General features: G+C 71.8%; 23 protein-coding genes and 1 tRNA gene. 11 read left to right on the plus strand and 13 right to left on the minus strand.

The genetic code is table 11. The annotated features are described in order from the left end of the window. Positions 1–128 precede the first annotated feature (128 nt). Both ACZ4IF_RS17875 and ACZ4IF_RS17880 read right to left on the minus strand, forming a co-directional pair. On the minus strand, positions 129–587 hold the full coding sequence (locus tag ACZ4IF_RS17875) for a hypothetical protein (protein ID WP_467563905.1): 459 nt from the start codon (positions 585–587) through the stop codon (positions 129–131). A gap of 227 nt (positions 588–814) precedes the next feature. Further along, entirely contained in the window at positions 815–1,951 is a 1,137-nt protein-coding gene (locus ACZ4IF_RS17880; RefSeq protein WP_095935142.1) for an ABC transporter ATP-binding protein, read from the minus strand. 215 nt (positions 1,952–2,166) lie between these two features. Between ACZ4IF_RS17880 and ACZ4IF_RS17885 the strand changes: the two genes are divergently transcribed. Further along, positions 2,167–2,240: transfer RNA gene (locus ACZ4IF_RS17885), tRNA-Thr, on the plus strand. A 120-nt stretch (positions 2,241–2,360) separates the two neighbouring features. After that, on the plus strand, positions 2,361–2,528 hold the full coding sequence (locus ACZ4IF_RS17890; protein ID WP_467563907.1) for a hypothetical protein: 168 nt from the start codon (positions 2,361–2,363) through the stop codon (positions 2,526–2,528). Between the two features lie 62 nt (positions 2,529–2,590). Here the strand turns inward: ACZ4IF_RS17890 and ACZ4IF_RS17895 are convergent, their stop codons facing one another. Continuing rightward, on the minus strand, positions 2,591–3,508 hold the full coding sequence (locus tag ACZ4IF_RS17895; protein WP_467563909.1) for an aminoglycoside phosphotransferase family protein: 918 nt from the start codon (positions 3,506–3,508) through the stop codon (positions 2,591–2,593). Positions 3,509–3,638: 130 nt separating this feature from the next. On the opposite strand from ACZ4IF_RS17895, the gene ACZ4IF_RS17900 reads away from it, so the two are divergent. Beyond that, entirely contained in the window at positions 3,639–4,274 is a 636-nt protein-coding gene (locus ACZ4IF_RS17900; protein ID WP_467564284.1) for a rhomboid-like protein, read from the plus strand. A 10-nt stretch (positions 4,275–4,284) separates the two neighbouring features. Further along, positions 4,285–5,691 carry an NAD(P)/FAD-dependent oxidoreductase gene (locus ACZ4IF_RS17905; RefSeq protein ID WP_467563911.1) on the plus strand — a complete coding sequence of 469 codons (1,407 nt, stop codon included), beginning with the start codon at positions 4,285–4,287 and terminating at the stop codon, positions 5,689–5,691. Positions 5,692–5,731: 40 nt separating this feature from the next. On the opposite strand, the gene ACZ4IF_RS17910 is transcribed toward ACZ4IF_RS17905, so the two are convergent. From ACZ4IF_RS17910 to ACZ4IF_RS17920, 3 genes are all read right to left on the minus strand, one after another. Then, on the minus strand, positions 5,732–7,240 hold the full coding sequence (locus tag ACZ4IF_RS17910) for an MFS transporter (RefSeq protein WP_467563913.1): 1,509 nt from the start codon (positions 7,238–7,240) through the stop codon (positions 5,732–5,734). 53 nt (positions 7,241–7,293) lie between these two features. Continuing rightward, positions 7,294–8,274: a zinc-binding dehydrogenase gene (locus tag ACZ4IF_RS17915; protein WP_467563915.1), complete on the minus strand. Its 981-nt coding sequence runs from the start codon at positions 8,272–8,274 to the stop codon at positions 7,294–7,296. A gap of 70 nt (positions 8,275–8,344) precedes the next feature. Then, entirely contained in the window at positions 8,345–9,511 is a 1,167-nt protein-coding gene (locus tag ACZ4IF_RS17920; protein WP_467563917.1) for an FAD-dependent oxidoreductase, read from the minus strand. A 149-nt stretch (positions 9,512–9,660) separates the two neighbouring features. Here ACZ4IF_RS17920 and ACZ4IF_RS17925 point away from each other — a divergent pair, with 149 nt between their 5' ends. Continuing rightward, entirely contained in the window at positions 9,661–10,389 is a 729-nt protein-coding gene (locus ACZ4IF_RS17925) for a pentapeptide repeat-containing protein (RefSeq protein WP_467563919.1), read from the plus strand. 94 nt (positions 10,390–10,483) lie between these two features. On the opposite strand, the gene ACZ4IF_RS17930 is transcribed toward ACZ4IF_RS17925, so the two are convergent. Continuing rightward, on the minus strand, positions 10,484–10,984 hold the full coding sequence (locus tag ACZ4IF_RS17930; protein ID WP_359488676.1) for a hypothetical protein: 501 nt from the start codon (positions 10,982–10,984) through the stop codon (positions 10,484–10,486). A gap of 343 nt (positions 10,985–11,327) precedes the next feature. Here ACZ4IF_RS17930 and ACZ4IF_RS17935 point away from each other — a divergent pair, with 343 nt between their 5' ends. Continuing rightward, on the plus strand, positions 11,328–12,734 hold the full coding sequence (locus tag ACZ4IF_RS17935) for a M1 family metallopeptidase (protein ID WP_467563921.1): 1,407 nt from the start codon (positions 11,328–11,330) through the stop codon (positions 12,732–12,734). 101 nt (positions 12,735–12,835) lie between these two features. Here ACZ4IF_RS17935 and ACZ4IF_RS17940 read toward each other — a convergent pair whose 3' ends face one another. After that, positions 12,836–13,411 carry a TerD family protein gene (locus ACZ4IF_RS17940; RefSeq protein WP_359488668.1) on the minus strand — a complete coding sequence of 192 codons (576 nt, stop codon included), beginning with the start codon at positions 13,409–13,411 and terminating at the stop codon, positions 12,836–12,838. A gap of 217 nt (positions 13,412–13,628) precedes the next feature. Here ACZ4IF_RS17940 and arfB point away from each other — a divergent pair, with 217 nt between their 5' ends. After that, entirely contained in the window at positions 13,629–14,066 is a 438-nt protein-coding gene (gene arfB, locus ACZ4IF_RS17945; RefSeq protein ID WP_359488666.1) for an alternative ribosome rescue aminoacyl-tRNA hydrolase ArfB, read from the plus strand. Positions 14,067–14,176: 110 nt separating this feature from the next. Then, the gene (locus ACZ4IF_RS17950; RefSeq protein ID WP_359488913.1) at positions 14,177–15,091 is read left to right on the plus strand and encodes a sigma-70 family RNA polymerase sigma factor; all 915 of its coding nucleotides are present in this window, start codon (positions 14,177–14,179) and stop codon (positions 15,089–15,091) included. Between the two features lie 49 nt (positions 15,092–15,140). Here ACZ4IF_RS17950 and ACZ4IF_RS17955 read toward each other — a convergent pair whose 3' ends face one another. Then, the gene (locus tag ACZ4IF_RS17955; protein ID WP_359488911.1) at positions 15,141–15,623 is read right to left on the minus strand and encodes a flavin reductase family protein; all 483 of its coding nucleotides are present in this window, start codon (positions 15,621–15,623) and stop codon (positions 15,141–15,143) included. 518 nt (positions 15,624–16,141) lie between these two features. On the opposite strand from ACZ4IF_RS17955, the gene cdgB reads away from it, so the two are divergent. Next, positions 16,142–17,878: a diguanylate cyclase CdgB gene (cdgB, locus tag ACZ4IF_RS17960; protein ID WP_467563923.1), complete on the plus strand. Its 1,737-nt coding sequence runs from the start codon at positions 16,142–16,144 to the stop codon at positions 17,876–17,878. 105 nt (positions 17,879–17,983) lie between these two features. Next, on the plus strand, positions 17,984–18,952 hold the full coding sequence (locus ACZ4IF_RS17965; protein WP_467563925.1) for a carbohydrate-binding protein: 969 nt from the start codon (positions 17,984–17,986) through the stop codon (positions 18,950–18,952). Between the two features lie 85 nt (positions 18,953–19,037). Here the strand turns inward: ACZ4IF_RS17965 and ACZ4IF_RS17970 are convergent, their stop codons facing one another. From ACZ4IF_RS17970 to ACZ4IF_RS17985, 4 genes are all read right to left on the minus strand, one after another. Next, positions 19,038–19,391, minus strand: coding sequence for a hypothetical protein (locus ACZ4IF_RS17970; RefSeq protein WP_467563927.1), 354 nt, complete (start codon positions 19,389–19,391; stop codon positions 19,038–19,040). Positions 19,392–19,485: 94 nt separating this feature from the next. Further along, the gene (locus tag ACZ4IF_RS17975) at positions 19,486–20,415 is read right to left on the minus strand and encodes a 1-phosphofructokinase family hexose kinase (RefSeq protein WP_467563929.1); all 930 of its coding nucleotides are present in this window, start codon (positions 20,413–20,415) and stop codon (positions 19,486–19,488) included. A gap of 144 nt (positions 20,416–20,559) precedes the next feature. Beyond that, entirely contained in the window at positions 20,560–21,705 is a 1,146-nt protein-coding gene (gene nagA / locus ACZ4IF_RS17980; protein WP_467563931.1) for an N-acetylglucosamine-6-phosphate deacetylase, read from the minus strand. Then, positions 21,705–22,664 (minus strand): ROK family protein, encoded by a 960-nt coding sequence (locus tag ACZ4IF_RS17985; RefSeq protein ID WP_467563933.1) that lies wholly within the window; start codon positions 22,662–22,664, stop codon positions 21,705–21,707. The genes nagA and ACZ4IF_RS17985 overlap by 1 nt, the downstream gene beginning before the upstream one ends. 145 nt (positions 22,665–22,809) lie before the next feature. Here ACZ4IF_RS17985 and ACZ4IF_RS17990 point away from each other — a divergent pair, with 145 nt between their 5' ends. After that, the gene (locus ACZ4IF_RS17990; protein WP_467563935.1) at positions 22,810–24,087 is read left to right on the plus strand and encodes an ABC transporter substrate-binding protein; all 1,278 of its coding nucleotides are present in this window, start codon (positions 22,810–22,812) and stop codon (positions 24,085–24,087) included. Positions 24,088–24,149: the final 62 nt, after the last annotated feature.

Here is a 24,149-nt window from a genome sequence, read left to right on the forward strand (position 1 = left end):
GGCGCCCCGCTCGTGGCTTCCGGTGGCAACCGTTCCTTAACCAGCCGTTCCCCGGCGGCCCTGAACGGGCCGTTCGCGACGGCCGTCGGCCGGCTGCCCCCGCCCGTTGCGCGGGGGAGCGCCGCGGTTCAGAGACGGGTGGTCGCGACCCCGGACGCGAACGAGGTGTCGCACACCGGGCGGGCGAAGGACTGGGCGCGCGTCGGGCCGTAGGCGCGGACGGCGGCCCGGCCCAGCGCGCGGGCGATGGAGACGCAGTGCTTGGCCAGCGACGGCCGTCCGTTCACGGCTTCCTGGAGGTGGGTGAGGGCGACGCCGGGATCCTTCTCCTGGAGCTCCAGGAGAAGCTTGTCGCGCAGGACGTCCTGGGGAGTGCGGGAGGCGGCCCGGGTGGAGACGTCCGCCGGCGAGGCTTCGGCCGCGGTGAGCACCGAGTCCGCGGGATTCCCCGACCAGTTGACTCGGGTGACCGCGAGGGTCCCGGAGAGCACCAGGACGACAGGCAGAACGAGGGCGAGGGTGCGGCCGATCCGGCGGGCGGGGCCACGGCCACGCCGGGTCCGTTGGTTAGTGGTGGAGTGCTTCACGCGAGTGAGGGTAGCGCGGGGTGATGATTTGGCGACATTTAGTCACCGGTTCGGGGGATGGGAAATCGGCGTTCTTTGGGTAGTGGGTTGACGCACACGTATCGAAATGCCCGGTCTGCCGGGGTATTTGTCGACAACGAAGAGGGCCCCGCAGCAGGCTGCGGGGCCCTCTTCGTCAACTTGGGTGAATTCCACCCCTACGGGTGTGGAATCCGCCTCGGCGGTTGTCAGTCGGAGAGACGCTCACCCGTCGAGGTGGAGAACACGTGGGTCTCGCCTGGACGCGGCACGACGTGCAGCGTGGCGCCCTTCTCCGGGACCGCGCGGCCGCTGACGCGGACGACGAGGTCCTTGTGCTCGTCGCCGACCTTGGCGCTGCCGTAGACGTAGCCGTCGGCGCCGAGCTCCTCGACCACGTTCACCGACACGGCGAGGCCGGCCGGGGCGTCCTCGGTCTCCTTGGAGAGGGCCTTCGCGGCGCCGCCGTTCTGCTCGACGATGTCGAAGTGCTCGGGGCGGACGCCGACGGTGACCGTGCGGTCGCCCTTGTCGGCGGCGGCCTTGAGGGCCTCGCGGTTGACCGGGACGACGCTGTTGCCGAACTTCACGCCGCCGTCGGTGATCGGGACCTCGACCAGGTTCATGGCCGGGGAGCCGATGAAGCCGGCGACGAAGAGGTTGGCCGGGCGGTCGTACATGTTGCGCGGCGAGTCGACCTGCTGGAGCAGACCGTCCTTGAGCACCGCCACGCGGTCGCCCATCGTCATGGCCTCGACCTGGTCGTGGGTGACGTAGACGGTGGTGATGCCGAGGCGGCGCTGGAGCGACGCGATCTGCGTACGGGTCGAGACACGGAGCTTGGCGTCGAGGTTCGACAGCGGCTCGTCCATGAGGAAGACCTGGGGTTCACGCACGATGGCGCGACCCATGGCGACACGCTGGCGCTGACCGCCGGAGAGGGCCTTCGGCTTGCGGCCGAGGTACTCGGTGAGGTCGAGGATCTTCGCCGCGTCCTCGACCTTCTGGCGGATCTCCGCCTTCGGCACGCCGGCGATCTTGAGCGCGAAGCCCATGTTGTCGGCGACCGTCATGTGCGGGTAGAGCGCGTAGTTCTGGAACACCATCGCGATGTCCCGGTCCTTGGGCGGCAGGTGCGTGACGTCGCGGTCGCCGATGCGGATGGCTCCGCCGTTGACGTCCTCGAGCCCCGCGAGCATGCGGAGCGAGGTGGACTTGCCGCAGCCGGACGGACCGACGAGGACGAGGAACTCGCCGTCGGCGATCTCGATGTCCAGGCCGTCGACGGCGGGCTTCTCGGAACCCGGGTAGATCCGGGTCGCCTTGTCGAACGAGACAGTGGCCATGTGAATGGGCCCCCTTCACCGGCAGGAACGTGCCGGACGATCCGTTGTAAAGGTGGTGGTGTAGTCCACAAGGGTGAACTGGGTCAGGACGCTACCTGGCGTTCACGTGGTCTGTCAGCACCCGGAGCCCTGTGAACTTCGCGGAAATTTTCGACGGGGCCCGACGGGGAGGTGGGTACACTGCACGGGCACGCCCGCGCTGGGCGCGCGTGCAGGCCTCCTTAGCTCAGCTGGTCAGAGCGCCGCTCTTGTAAAGCGAAGGTCGTCGGTTCGAATCCGACAGGGGGCTCAATGCCCTACCAGGGTCAACGCCCCCGTGATCATGGATCACGGGGGCGTTGACGGTGGTTCTCGACGGCAGTCGCCCTCTGCCGTGCCGACCGTTTCTGCAGCCCCGGCGGGAGGTCCCGTGACTGACGAGGTATCGGTGTGGAGTCGGCTTCGTGAGGCCGGTGACCGCTTCAAGTGGACGCTCGGGGTGATCCTCTTGTTCGTCGTCCTCGCGGCGCTCACCCTGAATGCCGTCGCGAGCCTCCTGACTCCGCTCCTCTTCTTGCTGGGCGGCATCGACCACTGAGCGAGGCGTGGGCGACGTCCGTGCGTACGGGTCCAGCCGGACCCGGCGTGCGCGTCCCGGGGTCACCCGCGCAGCAGGCGTCCGATCTCCAGCTGCACGGCGTCCGGCGGGTGCCCGTCCGCGATCTCCCACAGGCAGTTCTGCAGTACCCGGGCCAGCGTCCAGGCGCGGGCGCGCTCGCGGTCGAGGCCGAGGACGCCGGTCAGCGCGTCGAAGCGCCAGCGCACCTCGCCGGGGTCGTAGCGGTTGCCGAGGGCCGGCAGCAGGTCGAAGCCCGGGTCGCCCGCCAGCGGTTTCGGGTCGATGGCCAGCCAGTCGGCGCGGTCGGAGCCGAGGACGTTGTCGAAGTGCAGGTCCCAGTGCAGGAGCCGGTCGCCGGGCTCGGGCAGCACCTCGCGCACCGCGGCGGCGCAGTCCCGGACCAGTCGGCGGTCGGCCGGGTCGGGGACGCGTGCCAGCGCCCACGGGACCTGTTCCAGCATGGCGTGGGCGATGTCCCCCAGTCGGCGCAGTCCGGCGGGAGCGGGTACGGCGGTGAGGCGGGCGAGCAGTCCGGCGATGACGAGGACGGCCTCGCGGGCGTCCGGCAGGCCGGTCAGCAGGCGTGTCTCGTCGAGCCGTTCGAGCAGGAGCGTGCAGGTGGACGCGTCGTGTTCCAGGAGCCGGACGGATCCGTCGCCGTCCCACAGGCGCAGGGCGACGGGCTCACCGGCGCTCTCCTCGTCGAGGAGCTGGAGTTTGAGCGCGGCCCGTGCCGGACCGCCGTGCTCGCCGCCCGGAGGGGAGCCGTGGCGTACCACCGGAAGGACCAGCGCGCTCACCCCGTGCATGGCGGGCCCGTCGATGCTCAGACCCCACAGGCCGAGGAAGTGGGCCGCCCGCCGGGGCAGGCCGGCGACGAACGCGCGGCCCGCGGCGCCGTTGAACTTCTCCTGCGCGGCCGCCAGCTCGCCAGGCACGTCGATCACCTTGCCGACCATACTTGCCGGTGTGAACCGGGTCGCGAGCACGAGGAGCCGGGGCCGTGGCGCGGAACGGGGCGGCCCGGCCGGAGTGCGCGCCCGCGTCCGCGGTGGCCTGGGAGGAGTGCGCGCCCGCGTCCGCACCGGCATGGGGACTGCGCGCGCCTACGTCCGCAGCGCCCCGGGGACGTACATCTGGCTGCTGGTCCTGTTCGTCACCACGGTCGCCCTGCACCGTATGTCGCCGGATTTCGAGGAGAACTTCCTGCGGCAGCGCTCGACCAACATCCACGAGCTGTCGAACGATCCGCTGCGGGTGCTGATCTCCAGCGCGATGTGGATCGACAGCGGGCACTGGCTGCCGTACGCCGCCCTCTACACGGTCTTCCACGCGCAGGCCGAACGCTGGCTGGGCACCGCGCGCTGGCTCGTCGTGTGCGTCGCCGCGCACGTCCTGGCGACGCTCGCCAGCGAGGGCGCCCTGCTGCGGGCGGTCAACGAGGGGATCGCCCCGTACTCGGCGCTCAACACGCTCGACATCGGGGTGAGTTACGCGCTGGCGGGGGTGATCGCCGTCCTGACGTACCGGATCGCCCCGCCGTGGCGGTACGCGTACGCCGGTGTCGTCCTGCTGGGCTACGCCGCTCCGCTCACGGTCAGCCCCACCTTCACCGATTTCGGGCATTTCATCGCGGTGCTGATCGGTCTGGCCTGTCGGCCGCTGACCCTGGGCCGCGGAAAAGCATGGAATCCGAAGGAGACACTGGCCGCGCTGAGGCGTTAACGTCCCGGCCATGAGCAGCGCAGACAGCGGTGTCGTCAACGGCGGCATCTCCTTCTGGTACGCGGACGACGGCCTCCCCCTGACGCGGGAGCCCCTCCCCGGCGACGCGACCGCCGACGTCGTCATCGTCGGCGGCGGATACACCGGCCTGTGGACCGCGTACTACCTGAAGAAGGCGGCGCCCTTCCTCCGCGTCACGGTGCTGGAGCAGAAGTTCTGCGGGTACGGGGCCTCGGGGCGCAACGGCGGCTGGCTCTACAACGGCATCGCGGGCCGCGACCGGTACGCGAAGCTGCACGGTCACGAGGCGGCCGTACGCCTGCAGCGGGCGATGAACGACACCGTCGCCGAGGTGGTGCGCGTCGCCTCGCAGGAGGGCATCGACGCCGACATCCACCAGGGCGGTGTTCTCGAAGTGGCCTACACGCCCGCCCAGCTGGCACGGCTGAAGGCCTTCCACGAGCACGAGCTGTCGTACGGCGAGAAGGACCGCGAACTGTACGGCGCCCGGGAGACCGCCGCGCGGGTGCGGGTCGCGGACGCGGTCGGCTCGACATGGACCCCGCACGGGGCCCGGCTGCACCCGGTGAAGCTGGTGAAGGGGCTCGCGGCGGCCGTCGAGGAGCTCGGAGTCACCATCCACGAGCAGACACCCGTGACGGAGATCCGGCCCAAGCACGCGGTGACGCCGTACGGGACCGTCCGCGCGCCGTACGTGCTGCGCTGCACGGAGGGCTTCACCGCGAGCCTCAGGGGCCAGAAGCGCACCTGGCTGCCCATGAACTCCTCGATGATCGCGACGGAGCGCCTGGCGCCGGAGCAGTGGGAGGCCATCGGCTGGGAGGGCCGCGAGACGCTCGGCGACATGGCGCACGCGTACATGTACGCGCAGCGCACCGCCGACGACCGCATCGCGCTGGGCGGGCGCGGGGTCCCGTACCGCTTCGGCTCGCGCACCGACAACGACGGGCGCACCCAGCCGGCGACCGTCGAGGCCCTGCGCGAGATCCTCGTGCGCTTCTTCCCGTCGCTGGCGGGCGTGCGGGTGGAGCACGCATGGTCGGGGGTGCTGGGGGTGCCCCGCGACTGGTGCGCCACCGTGACCCTGGACCGCTCCACGGGCCTCGGCTGGGCCGGCGGGTACGTCGGCTCCGGGGTCGCCACCACCAACCTCGCCGCGCGCACCCTGCGCGATCTGGTCCAGCAGGACTCGGGCCAGTCGGGCGCGACCGACCTGACCGGGCTGCCGTGGGTCGGCCACAAGGTCCGCAAGTGGGAGCCGGAGCCGCTGCGCTGGATCGGTGTGCACGGGATGTACGCGACGTACCGCACGGCGGACCGCCGCGAGCTGACCACGCACAGCGCGCGGTCGTCGCGTCTGGCGCAGGTGGCGGACCGGGTGGCCGGGCGGCACTGACCGGCCGGAGCCGGGCCGCGGCCGCCCCGCCGGGGTGCCGTCACCCCACCGATTCCGGCACCGGTGCTTTCGAGGGGAGGCGTGCGGAGGGCTTCGCGGTGACCATGAGGCCCGCGACCAGCCCGGCCAGGAGCATGATGCCGACGGCCCACCAGATGGCGACGGTGTAGCCGTGCACGATGCCCTCCCGCACGACCAGCTCCCGGTGTGCGGCATCGCCGAGGTGGGCGGCGACGAACGCCGTGCCGCTGGTGGTGGCGACGGTGTTCAGCAGCGCGGTGCCGATCGAACCGCCGACCTGCTGAGAGGTGTTGACGGTCGCGGAGGTCACGCCGGAGTCCCGCGGGGCCACCCCGGCGGTCGCGGTGGCGAAGATCGGCATGAAGATCAGGCCCATGCCGAGGCCCATCAGGATCAGTCCGGGCAGCAGCCGGCTCGCGTACGCGGAGTCGACCGTGATCCGGGTGAAGAGGAACATGCCGCCGGCCGCGAGGACCGTGCCGGGGACCATCAGCACGCGGGGCGCCACACGGGGCAGCAGCCGGGCCGATATCTGCGTCGAGCCGATGATGATCGCGACCGTCAGGGGCAGGAAGGCCAGCCCCGTCCGTACGGGCGAGTAGCCCAGGACGACCTGGAGGTAGTAGGTCAGGAACAGGAACATGCCGAACATGCCGATGACGGCGAGGGTCATCGTCAGGAAGCAGCCGGCGCGGTTGCGGTCCTTGACGATGTGCAGCGGCAGCAGCGGGCTCGGGGCCCTCGTCTGCCAGCGGACGAAGGCGGCCAGCAGCACGACGGCGAGCGCGAACAGCGACAGCACCAGCGGGTCCGTCCAGCCGCGCGGCTCCGCCTCGCTGAAGCCGTAGACGAGCGAGACCAGCCCGCCGCAGCCCAGCACCGCGCCGAGGACGTCGAGCCGGGCGCCCTTCTGCGCCGGGCTGTCGCGCAGCAGCGCGTACGCGCCGATGACCGCGGCGACGGCGATCGGGATGTTGACGTACAGGCACCAGCGCCAGTTCAGGTACTCGGTCAGCAGGCCGCCCGCGATGAAGCCGATCGCCGAGCCCGAACCGGCCAGCGCGCCGTAGATGCCGAAGGCCTTCCCGCGTTCCCTCGGGTCGGTGAACGTGGTGGTCAGCAGGCTGAGCGCCGAGGGGGCCAGCACGGCGGCGAAGGCGCCCTGGAGCGCGCGGGCGCCGAAGAGCATGCCGGGGCCGGTGGCGGCGCCGCCCAGCGCGGACGCGCCCGCGAAGCCGATGAGCCCGATGACGAAGGTGCGTTTGCGGCCGGCCAGGTCCGCGATCCGGCCGCCGAGCAGCAGCAGACCGCCGAAGGCCAGGGTGTACGCAGTGATGACCCACTGCCTGTTGCCGTCGGACATGCCCAGGTCGTGCTGTGCGGAGGGGAGAGCGATGTTCACGATGGTGGCGTCGAGCACGACCATCAGCTGAGCGAGGGCGATGATCACCAGGCCCCACCAGCGGTGGGGGTCGGTGCCCGGGGCACCTGCGGGAGCGGCGGATTCACCTGTTCGGGTGCGGCTCACTTGCCCAGAAGACCATGGATCGGTAGGGGTCGCATCTCCGGTCCGGTGCCTGGTCACGGCTCCAGCACCACCTTCCCGATCGTGCCCCGGGACTCCAGGGCCCGGTGCGCGGCGGCCGCCTCGGCGAGCGGGAAGCGGGTGACGGCCGGGGCGAGGCGGCCCGCGGCGGCTTCGGCGAGGGCGCGCAGTTCCAGGGTGCGTACGGGGCTGGGACCACCCGCCTTCCGCAGCATCGCCGGGCCGAGGACCTGTTCGGAGACGCCGTCGACGAGATAGGCGGAGCCGTCCTTGATACCTTCGCCGGACCAGCCGAAGACGATGTGCCGGCCGCCCGGGCCGAGGAGGGCGACGGCGGCGCGGGCGACGTCGCCGCCGACCCCGTCGAAGACGACCGTCGCCGTGCGGGTGCCGAGGAAGTCGCGCACGTGCCCGGGCCAGGCGGAGTCCGTGTAGTCGACGGCCAGGTCGGCGCCGTTGGCACGGACCCGGGCCACCTTCTCGGGCCCGCCCGCGAGGCCGATCACGGTGGCTCCCGCGTGCCGCGCGTACTGCACGAGGAGGGTGCCGATGCCGCCCGCCGCGGCGGGCACGACGGCCACGGAGCCGGGGCCGAGGTCGGTGAACTGCACGATGCCCATGGCCGTGCGGCCCGTTCCGATCATGGCGACGGCCTGGGCGAAGTCCAGGTTCTGCGGGATCTCGTGGAGGCGGTCGGCGTCCGTGACGGCGAGCTCCGCGTAGCCGCCGGGTGCGAAGCCGAGGTGGGCGACGACGCGCCTGCCCAGCCAGAGCGCGGCGACGCCCTCGCCGATGGACTCGACGGTGCCCGCGACCTCGCGGCCCGGGATCGTCGGCAGCGGGGTGGGCTCGGGGGCAGGGCCCTGCGCACCTTCGCGCAGGGCGGCGTCGAGGAGGTGGACGCCCGCCGCGGCGACGGCGATACGGACCTGGCCGGGTCCCGGCTCGGGGTCCTCGGCCTTCTCGTAGGTGAGGTTCTCGGCCGGACCGAAGGCGTGCAGGCGGACGGCGTGCATGGTGGGCTCCTCCCGGGCGCCTCGTCGTCGGGCGCCCCGCGTCGGTTTCTGTACGCGCCAGCCTTCAACCTCAAGCATGCTTGAGGTCAAGGCGCTGCCGGATCCGCAGGGCGAGAGCCACGGATTCGAGGGCGCTGTTGAAGGACACCTCCGAGAGCACCCCCGGGGCCGCGACCTGGTCGCCCGCCAGGTACACGCCGTCGCCGCGGTCGATCCGCGGCCGGTCGCGCCAGCTGGTCCCGGGCAGGTCCACCGCGCCGGTCCGGCCGTTCGCCACGGCCTCGCGCCGCCACACGAGCCGGTCGCGCCAGCCGTCGAAGGCGAGGTCGAGCAGGTGCTCGGCACGGGCCACGCCGTCGGCCCTGGACTCGTGCGGTGCGATGGGGATCTGTCCCTGGAGCAGCTGCTCGCCGGCCGGGGCGAGAGTGCGGTCCTGCGCGGTGAACCGCTCGATCCAGCCGGGCGCGTCCAGGTCGGAGACCGCGAACGCGTCGCCGCGGCGGGTGCGCAGGGCCAGGTCGACGAGCGCGGTACGGCCGCCGGTCCAGGTCAGCGACGGGTCGCCGAGGAGACGCCGTGCCGCGTCGAGGGAGGTGGCGACGACGACCGGACCACGGTTCACGGGGACCTCGTCCACGCGGGACAGCGTCTCCATGCGCACACCGAGGTTCCACGCCCGCGCCGCCATCCGGTCGATGACGCTCGCCCAGCCGCCGCGCGGGTAGTGCGCTTCCGGGGGCAGCCTCATGGCGCGGCGCAGCCGTTCCTGCACGAACGCGGCGGACAGTGCTCCGGGGTCGTGGTGGAAGAGGGCCACGGCGGAGTAGTTCGCGGCGGCCCGCGCGCCCTCCTCGCCCGCCTCCGCCGTGGCCCAGGTCATGAAGTCGACGTCCACGGGCGCCTGCCGAGAGGCGCGGCGCAGCAGCTTGAGCATCGCGAAGGGCGGGGTGCGCCGCAGGGCGCCCCTGTGGTGCAGCCGCAGCCGCGCGGCCTCCAGGGGCGGGATCGGCGCCAGCGGCCCGATCAGGTCGCGCTGCTTGAGCCAGGTCCAGTGCGGGCCGCCGCTGTAGAGGGCGTGCGGTCCCTCGTTGGTCCGGTACGGGCCCTCGGCGGTGCGGGCCCGGCCGCCGAGCGTGTGATGCGCCTCGTGCACGGTGACCTTGGCGCCCGCCTCGGCGGCGGTGATGGCCGCGGTGAGTCCGGCGAAGCCACCGCCGATGACGGTGATGTGATGCATGACTGGGGTCTCCCTCGCGTCGTCGTCCGCTGCCGGCTGTCCGGTGCTCCTCTTCTGCGCATACGACCGATCGAGCACCCCGGAATGTGACATAGGTGGCGTCTTCGCAGGTCAGGACGTTTGTCAGTGGCGCCGTGCAGGATGGGGCCATGGCGAGGCGAGCGACGGGCGGCAAGAGCGGGACACGCGGGGCGGGCGGGGGTGCCGGGGCCGGTGTGAAGGCAGCGCGGCGTCCGGAGATCCGGCTGCCCCCGCTGGAGCCTTTCGACGGTGGGGAGTTGGAGCCCGACGGGGACTACGACGGGCTGGAGTTCCTCCAGACCGACTTCGCCGGCCAGGACGGCGGGGGCGCCCGTTTCATGGACTGCGCGCTGACGGGCTGCGCGCTGGACGAGACCCGGCTGCACCACGCGCGCTTGCTGGACTCGGTCCTGACGGGCGCCCGGGGCGTGGGCACGGATCTCGCCGAGTCGACGCTGCGTGACGTCGAGTTGGTGGACGCCCGCCTGGGCGGGGTGCAGCTGCACGGCGCCGTGCTGGAGCGGGTCCTGGTCCGCGGCGGCAAGATCGACTATCTGAATCTGCGCACGGCGCGCCTCAAGGACGTCGTCTTCCAGGGCTGCGTGCTGGTCGAGCCGGACTTCGGGGGCGCCCGCCTGGAGCGGGTGGAGTTCGTGGACTGCGTCCTGAAGGGGGCGGACCTCACGGGGGCGACCCTCGTGGACGTGGACCTGCGCGCGGCGGCCGAGCTGGACATCGCGCGCGGTGTGGACCGGCTGTCCGGCGCGGTGATCAGCCCGACCCAACTGCTCGATCTGGCACCGGTGCTGGCGGCCGAGAGGGGAATCCGGGTGGACGGCGGGGCTGTGGAGGGCTGAGGGCCCTCGGAGCGGCCGGAGCCGGGGAGTGGCGCGTCGGTGGGCCGCGCCGGCGCCCGGTCGGTGCCGGGCGCGGGCTCCCGGGGCTCCGGGGCTACGAGACGCGGGGGAAGCGGGCCTGGAGCGTCCAGATCGCCGGGTTCTCGGCGAGGTCGTCGTGCAGGTCGGTGAGGTCGGCGATCAGATCGTGCAGGAAGTCGCGGGCCTCGCGGCGCAGTTCGGAGTGCGAGAAGGTCAGCGGTTCCTCGTCGCCGGGCATCCAGTCGGCCTCGATGTCCACCCAGCCGAATCGGCGCTCGAAGAGCATGCGGTCGCTCGACTCGGTGAAGTCCAGTTCGGCCTGCTGGGGGCGGGAGGCCCGGCTGCCGAGCGGGTCCCGGTCGAGCTGCTCCACGATGTCGCACAGCGCCCACGCGAAGTCCAGGACCGGCACCCAGCCCCAGGCCGTCGACAGCTCCCGGTCGGCCTTGGTGTCGGCGAGGTAGACGTCTCCGCAGAAGAGGTCGTGCCGCAGCGCGTGCACGTCCGCGCCGCGGTAGTCGGTCTGCGGGGGGTCGGGGAAGCGGTTGGAGAGGGCGTAGCCGATGTCGAGCACGTAGCCGATGGTGTCACGCCGCCGACCCGGCCGACGCGCGACGGTCGCGCACCGCGCGGCCACCGCGCGGGCACGCTCCCACCGACGGCGCCGGGCCACGACGGGCGCGGCCGGAAGCGGGCGCGGCCTGTCGCCGGGACCGTCGCCGGGATCGAGGCCGGCCGGGACGCGGCTCGTGGCCGGATCGAGTTCGGCCGGAGCGCGGATCGGAGCCGGGATCGAGGCCGCCGGGCGCGGCCTGTCGCCGGGACCGGGGCCGGCCGGGGCGCCGGGTGCGGGTGGAGCGTGTGGTGGGGCGGGCGATCGCGTCCGGGTGACGTCATCGGCTCGTAGGATCGTGGATGTGTCCCGATCTTCCGTCGCCGTCCCCTTTGCTCTCGCGTTCGCCCTCGTCCTGGCCGGATGCGACGGGGGCGGGGTGCATGGGAAGCCCGGAGCGGCCGGTGTCCGCGACCCGTACTTCCCGAAGCTGGGCAACGGCGGCTACGACGTCACGCACTACGGCCTGACCCTCGACTACGAGCCGTCCGGCCGGCAGCTGCGGGGGACGGCGGTGATCACGGCCCGGGCCACCTCGGACCTCAGTGCCTTCGACCTCGACCTGAAGGGGCTGGAGGTGCACGGTGTCACCGTCGAGGGGCGGGAGGCCCGCTGGAACCGGGCGGGCCAGGAACTGACCGTGCACCCGCGAAACGGCCTCGACGCGGGGGAGACGTTCCGCGTGACGGTCCGCTACTCGGGCAGCCCCGAGACGATCACCGACGCGGACGGCTCGCAGGAGGGCTGGCTGCGCACCGCGGACGGCTCGCTCGCGCTGGGCGAGCCGACCGGCTCGATGACGTGGTTCCCCGGCAACAACCACCCCTCCGACAAGGCGTCGTACGACATCACGGCCACCGTGCCGAAGGGCCTGCACGCGGTTTCCAACGGGGAGTTGACGAGCGAGACGACCAAGGACGGCCGTACGACGTTCGCGTGGCACACCGCCGAGCCGATGGCCAGCTATCTGGCGACGGTCGCGATCGGCAGGTACGACATCTCGCGCTCGACGACCGGGAAGGGTCTGCCGGTGTACGTCGCCGTCGACCCCACGCAGGCGGAGGCGGCCAAGAAGGTGCCGGACAGGATCGCGGAGATCCTCGACTGGGCGGAGTACAACTTCGGCCCGTACCCCTTCTCCTCCACCGGCGCGATCGTCGAGCGCCCCGGCGACGCGGGCTATGCGTTGGAGACCCAGAACCGTCCCGTCATCCCGGGCACCACCGACACCCGGATCCTCGTCCACGAACTGGCCCACCAATGGTTCGGCGACTCCGTGACCCCGAAGTCCTGGCGGGACATGTGGCTCAACGAGGGCTTCGCGACCTATGCGGAGTGGCTGTGGCAGGAGGACCACGGCGGGGACAGTGCCCAGGACGTCTTCGACGCCCTCTACGCGGGCGACTACTACAAGAGCGGCGCGGGCAACGAGGCCCTCTGGGCGTTCCCGCCGGGCGATCCCCCGAGCGCCGCGGAGGTCTCCGACCCGCCCGTCTACGACCGCGGCGCCATGGTGCTGCACAAGATCCGGCAGAAGGTCGGCGACGACACCTTCTACGACATCGTCCAGGGCTGGGCCGCCGCCCACCGTCACGGGAACGCGGACACCGGCGAGTTCACCGCCTTCGTCGAGAAGACGGCACCGGACGAGGACTTCGGCGCCATCTGGAAGGACTGGCTGTACGGCGAGGGCAAGCCCGCGAAGCCGTGACGAGGGAGCCGGGACCGCGAAGCCGTGACGAGGAAACACCTGACGGAGCCCCCGGCCCGAATGGGCCGGGGGCTCCGTCAGGTGGTGCGGGAGACGGCGGATCAGACGTTGACGCCGAAGTCCTGGGCGATGCCGACGAGGCCCGAGGCGTAACCCTGGCCCACGGCGCGGAACTTCCACTCGGCGCCGTTGCGGTAGAGCTCGCCGAAGACCATCGCGGTCTCGGTCGCGGCGTCCTCGGAGAGGTCGTAGCGCGCGATCTCGGCGCCGCCGGCCTGGTTGAGGATGCGGATGTACGCGTTGCGGACCTGGCCGAAGTTCTGCGTGCGGGTCTCGGCGTCGTAGATCGAGACCGGGAAGACGATCTTGTCGATGTCGGCGGGGAGGGCCGCCAGGTTGACGTTGATCGCCTCGTCGTCGCCCGCGCCCTCGCCCGTGCGGTTGTCGCCGGTGTGGACGATGGTGTTGTCCGGGGTCTGCTTGTTGTTGAAGAAGACGAAGTGGGCGTCCGAGTAGACCTTGCCCTGCGTGTTGACCGCGATGGCCGAGGCGTCGAGGTCGAAGTCGGTACCCGTGGTGGTGCGGACGTCCCAGCCGAGGCCCACGGTGACGGCGGTCAGGCCCGGAGCCTCCTTGGTGAGCGAGACGTTGCCACCCTTGGACAGGCTTACAGCCATTGTTGGGAGTCCCTTCCCTCGTTGCGTACGCGGTGCTTGTGCCTCGTACGTATGGGCTTCGAACGGCTTCGTACGGTCACGAAGCTACAGCTACCTCTATGAACGCCGAGAGGGGTACGGAAGGTTCCAGCTCTCTTTACTTTCTTTACCTTCGATTCGCTCCAACGGCGCAGGCGAGCGGAAAAACGGGTGACGCGGACCGGACATCCGCGCGACCATGAACCTCATGTCCGGTCCCTATGTCGTCCGCGGCTCCGTCTCCCTTCCCGAGGCCGAGCTCATGTGGCGTTTCTCGCGCTCCGGCGGGCCCGGAGGACAGCACGTCAACACCAGTGACTCGCAGGTCGAACTGCGCTTCGACCTGGCCAGGACCGAGGCGCTGCCGCCCGTGTGGAAGGAGCGCGCCCTCGCCAGGCTGGCCGGGCGGCTCGTCGACGGGGTCGTCAGCGTCCGGGCCTCCGAGCACCGGTCCCAGTGGCGCAACCGCGAGGCCGCCGCCGTGCGGCTCGCATCCCTGCTCGCCGAGGCCACCGCCCCGCCGCCCCGGCCCCGCCGCGCCACCCGCATTCCCCGCGGCATCAACGAGCGGCGGCTGCGCGAGAAGAAGCAGCGCTCGGACACCAAGCGCGGGCGCTCCGGTCGCGACTGGTCCTGACCCCCGCCGGGTCCCGGACGCAACGGCCCGACGGCCCGCGTCACATTCGCGTCCCGCGATCCGTCATGGCTGTGACGGACGGCGACGAGGAGACGGGACCCATGAGCGAGATGAGCGAAGCCGGCGAGCCGACGGGGCCGACCGGGCCGGCCCCCGGAGGGAACGAGTTCCTGGCCGAGCGGTTCGAGGCGCACCGCGGTCATCTGCGCGCGGTCGCCTACCGCATGCTCGGCTCGCTCACCGAGGCCGACGACGCCGTGCAGGAGGCCTGGCTGAAGCTCAGCCGGGCCGACGCGGGCCATGTCGACAACCTCGGCGGCTGGCTGACGACCGTCGTCGGACGGGTCTGCCTGGACATGCTGCGCTCCCGCCGGGCCCGCGGCGAGGAGCCTCTGGAGGACCGGCCCGGGGTGCGCATGCCGGAGCCGGTGCTCAGCCCCGTCAGCGGTGTCGACCCGGAACAGCAGGCGCTGATCGCCGACTCGGTGGGCATCGCCCTGCTGGTGGTGCTGGAGACGCTGACGCCGGCCGAGCGGCTCGCCTTCGTGCTGCACGACCTGTTCGCCGTGCCGTTCGAGGAGATCGCGCTCCTCGTGGGCCGTACGCCGGCCGCGTCCCGGCAGCTCGCCAGCCGGGCCCGGCGTCGGGTGCAGGGCGGGGCGCCCGCGCCCGACGCCGATCTCGCACAGCAGCGGGAGGCGGTCGACGCGTTCCTGGCGGCGGCGCGCGGGGGCGACTTCGACGCGCTCGTCGCGGTGCTCGACCCGGACGTCGTGGCGCGGTCGGAGGGCGGTGTGACGACCGGTGCGGTCGCCGTGGCCTCGGGCGCCATCGGTTTCGCCCATCTCGCGCACTCCGCGCGGCCCGCCCTCGTCAACGGCGTCGCGGGTGTCGTGGGCATCACCGACGGGCACCTGACCAGTGTTCTCGCCTTCACGGTCGTGCACGGCCGGATCGCCGTGATCGACATCCTCAACGACCCGGAGCGGCTGGCCGCGCTCGACGTCACCGTCCTGGAGCGCTGACCGTCCCACCCGTGCGGGGGCGACGCCGACGCCGTCCGCCGTGCGGGCGCTAACCCAGCTGCCGGTAGCGGCCCTTGAAGTACGTCAGCGGTCCTCCGTCGGCGCTCGGCACCTCGGCCGTGAGCACGCGGCCGATGACGAGGGTGTGGTCCCCGGCGGCCAACCGTTGCTCGGTGCGGCACTCCAGGGTCGCCAGGGCGCCGCCCACCAGCGGTGCCCCGGCCTCCTTGCCGCGCACGTACGGGATGTCCTCGAAGAGCAGCCGGTCGCTGATGCGGCCCTTCATGGCGAAGCGGCCGGCGATGTGGCGCTGGCTCTCGGAGAGCACGGAGACGGCCCACATCGGCTGTTCGGCGAGCAGGTCGTCCATGCGGGAGCCCTCGCGCAGGCTGACCAGGACGAGGGGCGGGTCCAGCGAGACGGACATGAAGGCCGTCGCGGTCATGCCGACGTCCTCGCCGCCCGGGCCCTCCGGGTCCAGCGCGGGCTCGTGGGCGGTCACCAGGACCACGCCTGCGGCCAGCCGGGTCATGGCGGCGCGGAACTCGTCGTTGCTCACCCCCTCAGCATGCCCGGATGCGGAGGGTGGAGCGGCAGGGGAAGTCTTCAGCACGCCGAAACGCTAGTCTCCGCTTCCCGGGCGGCGCATCGGCCCCCGGCCCGAGACAGGTCCTAGGACCGGAGACGGAGATCGCGACCGCACACGTTCGCGCGGCGCCCGGCCACAATCGCTCACAGTGTCGGCACAGCTCCCCACCATGCGTTCAGGAAACGCACGGTGAAAATGCAGAAACCCCACTCAATTGTTCATCTTCAGCTGTGACTTGAGTCACAGGTGCCATATTTTGTTGACCCTGTGTACCGAGTGGGGAGCGCGCTGTGATTCAGTGGCGGGGAAGCTGAGCACGAAGCTACCAAGCAGTACGTGGGAAAGCACCCGGCAGTCCACCGAGCGGTACACCCAGTCGTAAGCGCGAGAGCACGAAGAGCACCTGGTACGCCGAGAGAACCCTGGAGTTGCTGCGAGGTCTCGACGAGGGGGGAGGGCGAATGGAGACCGAGTCGGAGCCCTACGTCCGTCTGGCGACCCTGCGGCAGCTGCATCAGGTGATGGCGGACATGAACACCGCCCGCAGCCTGGCCGACACGCTGCAGACCGTCGCGGACGGCGTGGTCACCGGTCTCGGCTTCGAGCTCGCGTGCGTCAACCTCGTGCGCCAGGACGGCGACCTGGTCGTCGCCGCGCTCGCCGGGAACTCCGCCGCCGAGGCCCTGATCACCGGCCGCGTCGGGTCCCGCGCCTCCTGGGACCGCCGGCTCACCATGGGCGAGGCCTGGGGCGACCTCCGGTTCATACCGCACACCGAGGGCTGGGTCCTGGACGAGGACGACGTCCCGCAGTGGTACACCGACGGACCCGCGCCCCGCTTCGAGGACGAGTGGCACCCCTCCGACCGTCTCTTCGCGCCGATGTACTCGCCCGGCGCCTCCGGCTCGACCGGCGGTGGCGAGCTGATCGGCGTGCTGTCCGTGGACCGTCCGCGCAACGGCCGGCGCCCCGGTGCCTGGGGTCGCGAGGCGCTCCAGATGTACGCCTTCCAGGCCGCCATCGCGATCAGCAACGCCCGGCTGCGGGCCAACATGCAGCGCGCCCTGGTCCGCCTGGAGCGTGAGCAGCAGGCCCTGCGCGCCAGCGAGGAGTCCTTCCGCCAGGCCTTCGAGTACGCGCCCAGCGGCATGGCGATCGCCGAGATGGGCGGCGACCAGCACGGCCGCATCCTGCGCACCAACGACGCGCTGTGCCGTCTGCTGGGCCGCCCGGCCTCCGCGATGCGCCGCTACTCCTTCTCCGACCTCGTGCACCCCGAGGACATCGGCACCCTGCTCAGGACGTCCGCCGAGGGCGGCCGGGCCGAGCTGCGCCTCGGCCGCCGCGACGGCACGTACGTCTGGGTCCACCTGCGCAACTCCGTCGTCGCGGACGCCGCGGACGGCCCCCGCTTCCTGCTCACCCACGTCGAGGACATCGAGGAGCGCAAGCGCCGCGAGCTCCACCTCGCCCACCGCGCCTCGCACGACGCGCTGACCGGCCTGCCCAACTCCGCGGAGCTGCGTTCCCGGCTCGGCGCCCGCCTCTGCCAGCGCCCGCAGTCCCTGCCGCCCGGCGCCGTCGCCTCCCTGGACGCGGCGTACGGGCACGGCCAGTACACGGAGCTGCCGGCCGCCGCGAACGGCGGCTACGACGGCAGTGGCGCCTTCGACGGGCACGCCCACCCCGCCTACGAGGGCAACGGCCACGGTTTCGACTTCCGCTCCGGCCCCGAGGCCTACGACGCCTTCGACCACCACGTGCACACGGTGGCGCCCGAGGGCGAGACCGACGACGGCACCAAGGGGCTCGCGGTGCTCTTCTGCGACCTCGACGGCTTCAAGTCGATCAACGACCGCTTCGGGCACAACGCGGGCGACGCGGTACTCATCGAGGTGGCGCGGCGGCTCACCAGCGGCGTCCGCGACGGCGACACGGTCGCCCGGCTCGGCGGTGACGAGTTCGTGGTGCTCGCCGACGGACTCGGCCGGGCGGACGCGCAGGACCTCGCCGTACGGCTGCGGAACGCGATCATCCCGCCGATCCGGATCGACGGGCGGGCCGTCCGCGTGGGCGCCAGTTTCGGCATCGGATGGGCACACTGCGGGATGACGGCGGACGAGGTGTTGAAATCCGCTGACGAACGGATGTACGTCGAGAAACGGTCTCGTCCCAAACAACATCGGCGTGCCGGATAAAACGCAGGTCAGTGGGTTGATGCGGTGAAGACCCCCCGTTTGGACCAGCGAGAGCGGGTAGGCTCGCCATTCACCGTGTACCGCATCTGCTGAGGAGACCAAGGGATGACGCCCGGCGACAACGGCGCGAGCACGCCCGAGGACGACGACCCGTTCGGCTACCTGTACGCCGACGGTCAGGCCAACGGAGCCACCCCGCCCACCGGGGGTGGCGGCTACGGCTACCCGGGCTCGGTCAACCGGACGCGACCGGTGGGCCAGCGCCAGTACGGGCAGCAGGCACAGACCGCGCAGTACGGCCAGCAGGCCGCGACCGCGCAGTACGGCCAGGTCCCGCAGCAGCAGGGCTACGGTCAGCCGAACCCGTACTACGCGGCCCCCGAGACCGTCCCCGGCGGTGCGCCCACCACCCGGACGCCGCTGCCCGGCGACGGTGGCGGGCGTGGCCGCGGCCCCAACACCAAGGGCCTGCTGATCGGCGCGATCGCCGTGGTCGCGGCCGTCGTCATCGGCATCGGCATCGCCATGATGGGCGGCGACTCGAACGACGACGCCAAGGACGACGGCGGCGCGGACCCGGCCACGTCGTCCTCCGAGAGCGCCGCACCGAGCCGGTCCGCCACGGCGCCCGCTTCCGAGACGGAGCTTCCGAAGATCGACGCGAAGGCCATGAATTTGGGCGCCGGAGTCACCACGGCCTCGGACGTCGAGGGCGCCGAGTCGGACGGCGGTGTCTATGTCACGGGCCTGAACACCCCCGGAGCCCAGGTCACCTGGACCGTCAACGGCATCCCCAAGGACGGCATCTACACGCTTTTCGCGCACTACAGCACGGCGGGCCCCAACTCCGCGATGACGCTCACCGTCAACGGCAAGCCGTTCGGCAGCAAGCTGAGCATGAAGAACTACCGGCACGCCGCCGACGGCGACTTCGCGAAGGGCTGGACGAAGACCTTCGCGTGGCCCACCCTCAACAAGGGCACCAACACGATCTCCATCTCGTGCGGCGCCGGCGACAGCTGCAACGTCCTGCTCGACCAGCTGTACCTGAAGGCCGGCAAGGTCGACAAGTAGGGGCCCCTCGCGGTCCCCGCAGGCACCACAGTGACCCGAGGCGGTCGGCGCGCACACGCGTACCGACCGCCTCGGGTCACTCTTGTCAGATGCGGCCGCCCTCGACGCACATGATGGCCACCCAGCCGGTCCTGCCCGCCCAGCGCACCTTGACCCAGTCGTTGTCCCGGGGCCCGCCGGTCCAGCAGGTGTACGCACCGCCGCTGTCGTTCCGCCTGCACGGCGTCGTGGTGCAGGGAACCCGGGTATCGGGACTGGTGACGGTCACGATCTTGGCTGCGGTCGTGCTCGCGCTGGTGCGGATGGTGAAGGCATGGCCGTCCCGCATCCAGACGCCCGCCTGTTCCGCGGCAGAAGCCGTGGGACCGAAGGAGAAGGCGAGGCCCACCGAGGCGGCGCCCACGGCCGCGAGACGGGCGAACTTCTTCACTGTGTACATGTATTACCCCCATGAGAGACAGATCACTGGTCAGGTGATCCGTGGTCGCCGACGATCTTAACGAACACGTGATCGTCTGCGGAGTATGGGGTGATTACGCCGCGCTGGCCTCGGGGGTCACCGTGACCCGGCCGAGCAGGTCCTCGAAGACCGCGCGGTCGAAATCGCCCGCGGTGGGCGCCGTCACGGTCGCCGTGGACAGGGCGACGGCCCGGCTCAGCCGGGCCGGCCAGGGCAGGCCCTCGACGAGGCCCGACAGGAGGCCGGCGACGGCCGAGTCGCCCGCACCGGTCGGGTTGCCGCGGGCGCGGACCGGCGGGGCCGCCCGCCAGTGACCGTCCGGGGTGTGGGCGAGGAGTCCGTCCGGGCCGAGGGAGGCGACCACCGCGTGGGCGCCGCGGCGACGGGCGTCCCGGGTCGCGCGCAACGGCTCGTGGGAGCCGGTGAGTTCGGCGAGCTCGTCGGCGTTCGGCTTGACTATGTCGGGCCGGGCGGCGACCCCGCGGCGCAGCGGCTCGCCGCCGGTGTCCAGCAGCACCGGGACCGCCAGCGCGCGTGCCGTGCGGACGAGTTGGGCGTACGCGCCGACGGGCACTCCGGGCGGCAGGCTGCCGCACAGGGCCACCGCGGAGGCGGAGCACAGCAGTTGCTCGTACGCCGCCTGGAAGGCCGACCACTCGGCGGGGGTGATCGCCGGGCCGGTTTCGTTGAGCTGGGTCGTGTCGCCGGTGGCGGCGTCGACCACGGCTATCGTGCGGCGGGTCGAGCCGGTCACCGGCAGGAGCGCGTCCACCACACCCGCCGTCCGCGAGAGCAGTTCGCGCACCGTGTGACCCGTGGCGCCGCCGGCGAATCCCGTGACCGTCACCTGGTGGCCGAGGCCGGCGAGCACCCGGGCCACGTTCAGACCCTTGCCGCCGGGCCGTTCGGTCACCTCGGTCACCCGGTGCGAGGAGTGCGGTCGCAGGGAGGGCACGCGATAGGTGATGTCGAGAGCGGTGTTCAGCGTGACCGTGAGGATCACCTGGGACGACCTCCCCCGAAGAAATTCATGGAATGGACGCCGACTGAGCGCCTGCCGGCTGTTCCGGCGGTTCGATCATGCCAAAGACAACGGCGGTCGGCCCAGACCCCCGGGCCAACCGCCGTGCGGCAACGAGGTCGTGAATCATCCCAGTTGGGGATCGACCACCCATTCACCCCTGCGCATGACGCCCTTGAGGGCGAAGTCGGAGTCGAGGACGACCAGGTCGGCGTCCTTGCCCGGCTCCAGCGAGCCCACCTTGTCGTACAGGCCGAGCAGACGGGCGGGGTTGGCGGACAGGGCGGCCACGACGCCCTCGACGGGCAGCCTGTCGACCGTGACGGCACGCTGGAAGGCGCGGTCGAGGGTGAGGGTCGAGCCCGCGATCGAGCCGCCCTCCACGAGACGGGCGACGCCGTCGGCGACCTCGACCTCCAGGGGGCCGAGCATGTAGCGGCCGTCGCCGAAGCCCGCCGCGTCCATCGCGTCGGTGATGAACGCGACCCGGTCGGCGCCCGCGTGATGGAACGCCAGCTCCAGCGAGGCGGGGTGCAGGTGCACGCCGTCGTTGATGAGCTCGACCGTGATCCGCTCGTCCTCCAGGAGCGCCGCGATCGGGCCCGGCGACCGGTGGCCGAGCGCGGGCATCGCGTTGAACAGGTGCGTCGCCACGGTCGCGCCCGCGTCGATGGCGTCCCGTGTCTGCTCGTACGTCGCGTCCGTGTGCCCGATCGCCGCGATCACCCCGTGCTCGGCCAGCAGGCGTACGGAGTCGATGCCGCCCGGGAGTTCGGTGGCGAGGGTGACCATCTTCGCCCGGCCGCGCGCCGCGTCGATCAGCTTGCGGACCTCCGCGGGGTCCGGGTCGCGCAGCAGTTCCTCGGAGTGCGCGCCCTTGCGGCACGGGGAGATGAACGGGCCCTCGAAGTGGATGCCGGCGATGTCCCCTTGCTCCGCCAGTTCGGAGAGCATCCCGGCGCGCTGGGCGAGGCCGTGCATGTCACCGGTGACGGTCGAGGCGACGACCGTCGTGGTGCCGTGCAGGCGGTGCGTGTGCACGCCCCGGAGGACCTCCTCGACCGTCCCCGAGGTGAAGGACGCGCCGCCGCCGCCGTGGTTGTGGATGTCGACGAAGCCGGGGACCAGCCAGTGACCGGACAGGTCCAGGTGTTCGTGCTGCGGGGGAGCGCTCCCGGCGATCCGCGCGCCGTCCACGATCACGCGGCCGCCGTCCACGATCCCGGTGGGCAGTACCACCCGGGCGCCGGCGAGAACCTTGCTAGGGGCCATCAGGTGGTTACCTCCGAGCGGTCGATGGTGTCGGTGGAGCCGGTGGCGAGGAGATCCCAGGCAAGCAGGCCCGCGCCCAGGCAGCCGGCGGTGTCGCCGAGGGCCGCCGGGACGATGGACGGCAGTTTCTGGAAGGTGACGCGCTGTTCGACGGCGGCACGCAGCGGTGTGAACAAGGTTTCCCCCGCCTCCGCGAGCCCGCCACCGATGATCAGTGTGCGCGGGTCCAGCAGGGTGAGCGCGGTGACGAGGCCGTCGGCGAGCGCGTCGACCGCCTCCTGCCACACGGCGACCGCCCTGGCGTCGCCCGCCTCCACGGCCTTCGCGCAGCCGGCCGCGTCCGCCGAGGGGTCGTCCGATGCCTCGGCCCAGGCCTGGCTGACGGCCGCCGCGGAGGCGAAGCGCTCCAGGCAGCCGCGCTGCCCGCACGGACACGGGGTCCCTCCGGGGCGTACGACGATGTGGCCGATCTCGCCCGCGAAGCCGTGCGCGCCCTCCTCGACGCCGCCGTCGATGCCGATGGCCCCGGCGATGCCGGTGCCCAGCGGGACGAAGAAGAAACGGTCGGCGCCCTGTCCCGCGCCGATGCGTCCCTCCGCGAGTCCGCCGGTGCGTACGTCGTGCCCGAGGGCGACGGGCACGCCGCCGAGGCGGTCGCCGAGCAGACGGCGCAGCGGCACGTCGCGCCAGCCGAGGTTCGCGGAGTAGGCGGCGATGCCGTTGCGGGCGTCGACGATGCCGGGGACGGCGACTCCGGCGGCCACCGCGGGTTGGCCGAACTGCTCCTCGCCGTGCGCGCGCAGTTCGGCGGCGAAGCCGAGGATCGACTCGACGACCGCCTCCGGACCGCGTTCCCGGCCGGTCGCGCGGCGGGCCTGGTGGAGCAGCTCGCCGTCCGCGCCGACGAGGGCGGCCTTCATCCCGGTGCCGCCCACATCGAGGGCGATGACGTGTCTCACGGGGGACAGTGTCGCCCCTTACCCCAGGAGAGGTCTAGTCCACTCACGTGGTGTAGACCTTGTATCCGCATTCCGAGACGGATGCAACGGACGCAGAAGCAAAGCGACGGCCGGAGACGGTCCCGGGGTTGGGGAGAGCAACGCAGTGCAGCGGCGTAGGACAGGACTGATCGCGGTGGCGTGCGCCCTGGGCATGACGGCGACCCTCGCGGGCTGCGGCGGCCCGGGCGGCTCCTCGGACGTCACGCTCAGACTGGTGGCCGCCGACTACGGCGACTCCAAGGCCAACAGTTCCCAGAAGTACTGGGACAAGCTGGTCGACGCGTACGAGGCCGGCCACCCGGGGGTCCAGGTGGAGGTCAGCGTCTACCCCTGGACCGACGTGGACCGCAAGGTCAAGGAGATGGTCGCGGCGGGCCACGCACCCGACATGGCACAGATCGGTGCGTACGCCGACTACGCGTCCAAGGGGCAGCTCTACAAGGTCGACGACGTGCTCTCCATACCCGTCCAGGCCAACTTCGAGTCGCAGCTCACCGACGCGGGCGAGATGGACCGGACCCAGTACGGCATGCCCTTCGCGGCCTCCACGCGCCTGCTCTTCTTCAACAAGACGCTGTTCTCGCAGGCCGGACTGACGCCCCCGGAGACCTGGGACGAGCTCGCGGCCGACGCCAGGGCGCTCAAGGCCAAGGGCGTGAAGTTCCCGTACGCGCTGCCCCTCGGCCCCGAGGAGGCGCAGGCCGAGACGATGCAGTGGCTGCTGAGCGGCGGCGACGGCTACACCGACGACGTCGGCACGTACTCCATCGACTCCCCGCAGAACGTCGACACGTTCGACTGGCTCAAGGACGAACTGGTCGGCAAGGGCCTGACCGGACCCGTCGCACCTGCCAAGCTGAACCGCGCGGACGCGTTCGCGGCCTTCACCCGCGGTGAGGTCGGCATGCTCAGCGGGCACCCCACGCTGATGAAGACGGCCGCCGCGAAGGGCGTGAAGTTCGGCATGGTGCCGATGCCCGGCGTCGACGGCAGGGCCAAGGCCACCATGGGCGTCGCCGACTGGATGATGGCCTTCAAGAAGAACGGCCACGGCGAGCAGGTCGGCGACTTCCTCGACTACGTCTACGACGACAAGAACGTGCTCGCCTTCTCCCACGAGTACGACCTGCTGCCGGTGACGTCGTCCGCGTCCGACACCATGGCCGCGGACAAGGACGACGAGGATCTCGCCCCCTTCCTGGAGGAGCTCCCCACCGCCGTGCTCTACCCGGTCGGCAAGACCTCCTGGGCCGGTGTCAGCGCCGATGTGAAGAAGCAGATCGCCAAGGCCGTGAGCCCCGGGGGCAGCCCGGCCGGAATCCTCGGCTCGCTCCAGATCGCCGCGACCACGGCCGACAGCGCGGCGCAGAGCCAGGGCTAGGGGATCCCCTGGCGGTCTCGGTCTCGGTCTCGGCGTCGGTGTCGGTGCCGAGGGCTACGGTG

The sequence above is a fragment of the Streptomyces sp. NPDC025784 genome, from assembly GCF_055558435.1.

What these genes read in the sequence shown, in the direction of transcription:
- ACZ4IF_RS17925 (WP_467563919.1), top strand. Translation starts at nt 9,661, where the DNA reads ATGGCGAGGCGAGCGACGGGCGGCAAGAGCGGGACACGCGGGGCGGGC.
- ACZ4IF_RS17920 (WP_467563917.1), bottom strand. Translation starts at nt 9,511, where the DNA reads ATGCATCACATCACCGTCATCGGCGGTGGCTTCGCCGGACTCACCGCG.
- ACZ4IF_RS17940 (WP_359488668.1), bottom strand. Translation starts at nt 13,411, where the DNA reads ATGGCTGTAAGCCTGTCCAAGGGTGGCAACGTCTCGCTCACCAAGGAG.
- ACZ4IF_RS17915 (WP_467563915.1), bottom strand. Translation starts at nt 8,274, where the DNA reads ATGCACGCCGTCCGCCTGCACGCCTTCGGTCCGGCCGAGAACCTCACC.
- ACZ4IF_RS17950 (WP_359488913.1), top strand. Translation starts at nt 14,177, where the DNA reads ATGAGCGAAGCCGGCGAGCCGACGGGGCCGACCGGGCCGGCCCCCGGA.
- arfB (WP_359488666.1), top strand. Translation starts at nt 13,629, where the DNA reads ATGAACCTCATGTCCGGTCCCTATGTCGTCCGCGGCTCCGTCTCCCTT.
- ACZ4IF_RS17895 (WP_467563909.1), bottom strand. Translation starts at nt 3,508, where the DNA reads ATGGTCGGCAAGGTGATCGACGTGCCTGGCGAGCTGGCGGCCGCGCAG.
- ACZ4IF_RS17965 (WP_467563925.1), top strand. Translation starts at nt 17,984, where the DNA reads ATGACGCCCGGCGACAACGGCGCGAGCACGCCCGAGGACGACGACCCG.
- ACZ4IF_RS17955 (WP_359488911.1), bottom strand. Translation starts at nt 15,623, where the DNA reads ATGACCCGGCTGGCCGCAGGCGTGGTCCTGGTGACCGCCCACGAGCCC.
- ACZ4IF_RS17970 (WP_467563927.1), bottom strand. Translation starts at nt 19,391, where the DNA reads ATGTACACAGTGAAGAAGTTCGCCCGTCTCGCGGCCGTGGGCGCCGCC.
- nagA (WP_467563931.1), bottom strand. Translation starts at nt 21,705, where the DNA reads ATGGCCCCTAGCAAGGTTCTCGCCGGCGCCCGGGTGGTACTGCCCACC.
- ACZ4IF_RS17880 (WP_095935142.1), bottom strand. Translation starts at nt 1,951, where the DNA reads ATGGCCACTGTCTCGTTCGACAAGGCGACCCGGATCTACCCGGGTTCC.
- cdgB (WP_467563923.1), top strand. Translation starts at nt 16,142, where the DNA reads ATGGAGACCGAGTCGGAGCCCTACGTCCGTCTGGCGACCCTGCGGCAG.
- ACZ4IF_RS17900 (WP_467564284.1), top strand. Translation starts at nt 3,639, where the DNA reads ATGGGGACTGCGCGCGCCTACGTCCGCAGCGCCCCGGGGACGTACATC.
- ACZ4IF_RS17905 (WP_467563911.1), top strand. Translation starts at nt 4,285, where the DNA reads ATGAGCAGCGCAGACAGCGGTGTCGTCAACGGCGGCATCTCCTTCTGG.